This is a genomic window from Planktotalea sp. (assembly GCF_039984035.1).
Classification (GTDB): domain Bacteria; phylum Pseudomonadota; class Alphaproteobacteria; order Rhodobacterales; family Rhodobacteraceae; genus Planktotalea.
Genome location: NZ_JBDWVM010000336.1, coordinates 1 through 3,812, shown reverse-complemented (window position 1 = coordinate 3,812; position 3,812 = coordinate 1). Strand labels below are relative to the sequence as shown.

Below are 3,812 nucleotides of genomic sequence, written 5' to 3'. Positions count from 1 at the left end.
TGGCACTCCTTACAACTGAAAGTATTGGGTCATCCGGACTGATCAGGTTTTTCTTTGCTGGTTCATTGGGAGCCTGTGCTGGCGTTGGGTTAGCCAAAAAGGCCTCTAAGCGAGGTGCAAGCTCCGCTAAGAACTGACCATTTGTTGGTCTATCAGGGATTGTGGCAGGCCAGGCCTTATCGGGATTGAGTTTGAAGCGACCAATATACGGTGCTTTAAGGGCCTCCAAACCCAACTTATCTTTCAGCAGATGTTCGTGGAGTTCCTGCCATGAAGAGACGTTGTCTGGAAAACCCGAAAACGCGAACAACCAAACCATAAAGTCTTCAAAATCGAAGGATGATGGAATCGCGCTTTCAAATGCTGGTTGAAACGCGTCGGTTAGCCGAACAGTCGCCTTCTCCCCCTCAACTTCTCCGCGTTGACGCATCTCGCGGTATCCACGACTTGAAAACAGATTGCCCCACATCTTTGTGTCCTGACGGACCATGTAGTCATCTGCGAAGTCGCCGCGATGCCAAGTGACACCCTTCAAACGAGGCCGCAGAAGATTATTTCCACTCGCAAATGGTGGGATATCGATTAGTGCGCCGTTAAAAAAGTTGTCCAAGAACTGGTCAGTACCAAGGTTCTTGGACATATCGACAAGCTCTTCTGTGCCGACGTCGTTTGATGCAAAGACAAATGCTGGTATCAGCCAGTTTGCGCTATACTTTTGAAGTTCTTCAATGGATGCCTTAATCGTTTGGATTTCGAAAAACTTCAAATTTATCTATCCCTTTTTTCGACCAGGCTTTCGGAAGTTTGTTTTGTTTCCTGCCCATTGATCCCAGAGACCTGATGGTTTGGCAATCTTTTTGTCTACTACCTGCCAATCAACGGGATAGTGTCCATCGGATTCTAGCGTGCTTTCAACGTAGTCCAAATAATCGTCACTCATATCGACCCCAACCACGTTGCGATTGTGTTCTAGGGCCGTGAAGATGGTCGTGCCGCTTCCGACAAACGGGTCGAGCACATGCCCGCCTGGCGGGCTGCCGACTTCAATGCATCGACGGACAAGTTCTGAGGGAAATGCTGCATTGTGTTTCGCCCGACGGTTCCTCTCAATCGGGATGTTCCAAACATCTTCTTCGACAAGCTTCGAGCGGTCAAAGCTGTAGAAACGCGATTTCGAGAACATGAAGACAAATTCGTACTGCCTGTGCGGGCGGTCTCGTGCGGTTGGTTCAACAAACGCATTGCACCTATTCCAGATTATTGAACTGCGTAGCGTCCAACCTCTTTCTTGCATCGCAAATGCGACTTTCCACGGTATCCCAATCATACTTTTCTTCGGAATATCCCAGCCACTAACGTCGACTGGCCGAACTTTAGTTCGGAGGAAGTTTCGGGAGGAGCACTTAGGATCGCTACCATGCGGTTGGCCGTTTCCTGAGTAAAAGGTATCCCCAATGTTCAGGAAAAACACACCCTCCGGATGAAGGGTCCGCTTCACCTCATCGAAGACTTTCATAAGTCCCTCAATATAGGCATCCACAGTCGCTTCATGACCGAGCTGACCTTCATAGCCATAGTCGCGAACCCAAAAGTATGGTGGTGAGGTAATTGCTACATTGAAGCTTTCATCAGGCAGTGTGGACAGAGCTTGCGCTGAGTCACCTTTTAGGATGCCTGCAACATTCTTGGCGCTGGAATGGTAGCTAGACCGTACGATTTCTGAGTCTGAACCTGCGTCTTCTGTTTGCTCGATATGGTTTGCTCTAGCACGCGCTTTCGTTGTCATCTTTTGCCCCTTTTGCTTTCTGTCTGCTTTGCATCTGTCGTTCCACTAGCATGACCTGCAAAAAGAACAAAACGGAAACAAATGTATCTATAGTTAATCTCGGTGTGGTATTCTCGAAGTCGGCAGGCCCCTACCCTTCGAGCGGTTCTTGATATTGGGACCACATCAGCTCAATCAACTGACCTTGAGTGATGCCTAGCCGCTCAGCTTCGGCAGAGATGGCTTCCCCTACCCCCGGAAAAACCTTGGGATGGAGTTGATAGGTTCGTGGGCTTGGTTTTCGACCTGGTTTCTTTCGCGGAGTACGATCTACAAATCCGCGAGCCTCTCCCACGTCATCAATTTTACGAACTTCCGCTGGACCTGTATCTTTGGGCCTTGCCGTGAGGCCTGCTAGTCTATTTGAGCCGCTCATACACTGCCTCCGTAAATGCCGTGGCGTTCAGTATAGCCTTGTCCACCTTACCCCCGGTCACAATCTCAGAATTGTTCAACATCGATGTAAGATCGCCGCCATAGGCGAAAAGCTCAGAAAACGCTGCGCGGGCCACAAGGGACGGTTCGATTATGTCAATCCCTGCCCCGCGCAATTGGTTTTCAAGCTCCTTTTGTACCCGGCTCTTAACCGCCGCACTTGTCTTTGTCAGAACTACTGCGTGCCTAATGGTTCGGCCCAGAGCTTCTTCTTCTTCCCTCACAAGCGCCAAAGCCTCCGATCCAATCTCAGCATCCAACGCTGTTGGCTGCATGGGCACGATTACCAGATCAGCCTGTGAAATTGCACGGCTGACCAATTGTGAAGCTACGCCTTCAAGGTCGACGATCACGATCTTACCGTCCCCGTCCGCATTCTTGATTGTCGTCACAATCTCAGATCGACCCACATCACTGTGAAGTGTGACACCCTTGGGCAGTCCGTGGGATGCCCAACGTGTGAGGGACTTGTTCGGGTCACAATCCAAGGCAGTCACATCTGCACCCATCCGAGCGAACTCTGATGCCAGCAGAACTGCGCAAGTAGACTTTCCAACTCCACCCTTGGGACTCGCCATTACGATGACTGGCATTTAACTAACCTGCTTTATACCTTCTACCGGAAACATATCCATAACCGGATTTAAATTCAATACCCGTTATTTTTCCCACACCGAAATCTTTTCCGTTACCGGAATTAAATATAACACCTGATTCATTTCCATAACCGGTTTTATATCCAACTATGGACGACCTCTTTTCTCAAACCAGCTCTCACAAAACTTGATGTAGTGCTTAGTCGGGTGTTTCGGTTCAATCTCTTCTTTGCCGCACCACCGACGCCACTCATGCTCAAGATGCCGAGTATCCCAGCCTGGCGCAGCTTCCCGCGCCGCATCATACGCATCTGGTTCAAGCCGCCCCTCGAATACGTCTTCTTGCGGGGTGGGGACCGAACCACGGGAATAAAACACCGCCTGAGTGCCCTCAAGACGAAGGCTGTAGTCTGGTATATGGTCGTGAGCGACATCTTCAGAAACGATCTTAGAAATAAGGCGTTTAAACTCTTTATCTGTGGAGTATGAGCCGCACTTGTCCTTGAGCTTAGTCAAACCAATCGCCCAACGCTGCTTATACCCACAGTGCTTCCGCGCAATCTCGTATAGGCGACGTTCCAGCGGCTTTCGAAGCCTGAAATAGTTCCGGCTAAGCGTGAGAACTTCACGAGCGTTGATCGCATTGAATACCCAATCCGACAGTTTGACTTCAATTTCCTGCATCCGACCATCGCGGGTTTCACGAACGATACGATAGCGGTCGATCAGTCCGAAACCATCTAGGACCTCCGTGTCTGCCGTAGTGATGTTTGTGGCAATGCGCGTACCAGAAAGCCGCTCAAATGCCGCTCTAAGCTGCTCATAACCGCGCCCGTCAGTGCCTCTGTTCGTTGAGGTAAGGAGGTCAAACGCCTTGAAACGTATCGTTTGGTTAACCTCTCGCCCATCATTCAAAGCTGCAATAACTTGTGAGATGCAGAAAATCAGGATGTCAC

Annotated in this window: 5 protein-coding genes; all 5 read right to left on the bottom strand. The window is 49.9% G+C overall.

Going from position 1 to position 3,812, the window contains the following annotated elements:
* Window positions 1–766 (bottom strand): hypothetical protein (locus ABJQ89_RS15105; protein ID WP_348497010.1); only part of this gene is annotated, 766 nt, incomplete at its 3' end.
* Between the two features lie 6 nt (window positions 767–772).
* Window positions 773–1,786, bottom strand: a complete 1,014-nt coding sequence (locus ABJQ89_RS15100) for a site-specific DNA-methyltransferase (RefSeq protein WP_348292239.1) — start codon at window positions 1,784–1,786, stop codon at window positions 773–775.
* 130 nt (window positions 1,787–1,916) lie between these two features.
* Entirely contained in the window at window positions 1,917–2,201 is a 285-nt protein-coding gene (locus ABJQ89_RS15095; protein WP_348497009.1) for a chromosome partitioning protein ParB, read from the bottom strand.
* The gene (locus ABJQ89_RS15090) at window positions 2,185–2,853 is read right to left on the bottom strand and encodes a ParA family protein (RefSeq protein WP_348292241.1); all 669 of its coding nucleotides are present in this window, start codon (window positions 2,851–2,853) and stop codon (window positions 2,185–2,187) included. Before ABJQ89_RS15090 ends, ABJQ89_RS15095 begins: the two co-directional genes overlap by 17 nt.
* A 150-nt stretch (window positions 2,854–3,003) precedes the next feature.
* Window positions 3,004–3,812: replication initiator protein A (locus tag ABJQ89_RS15085; protein WP_348497008.1), on the bottom strand; the 809-nt coding region annotated here is incomplete at its 5' end.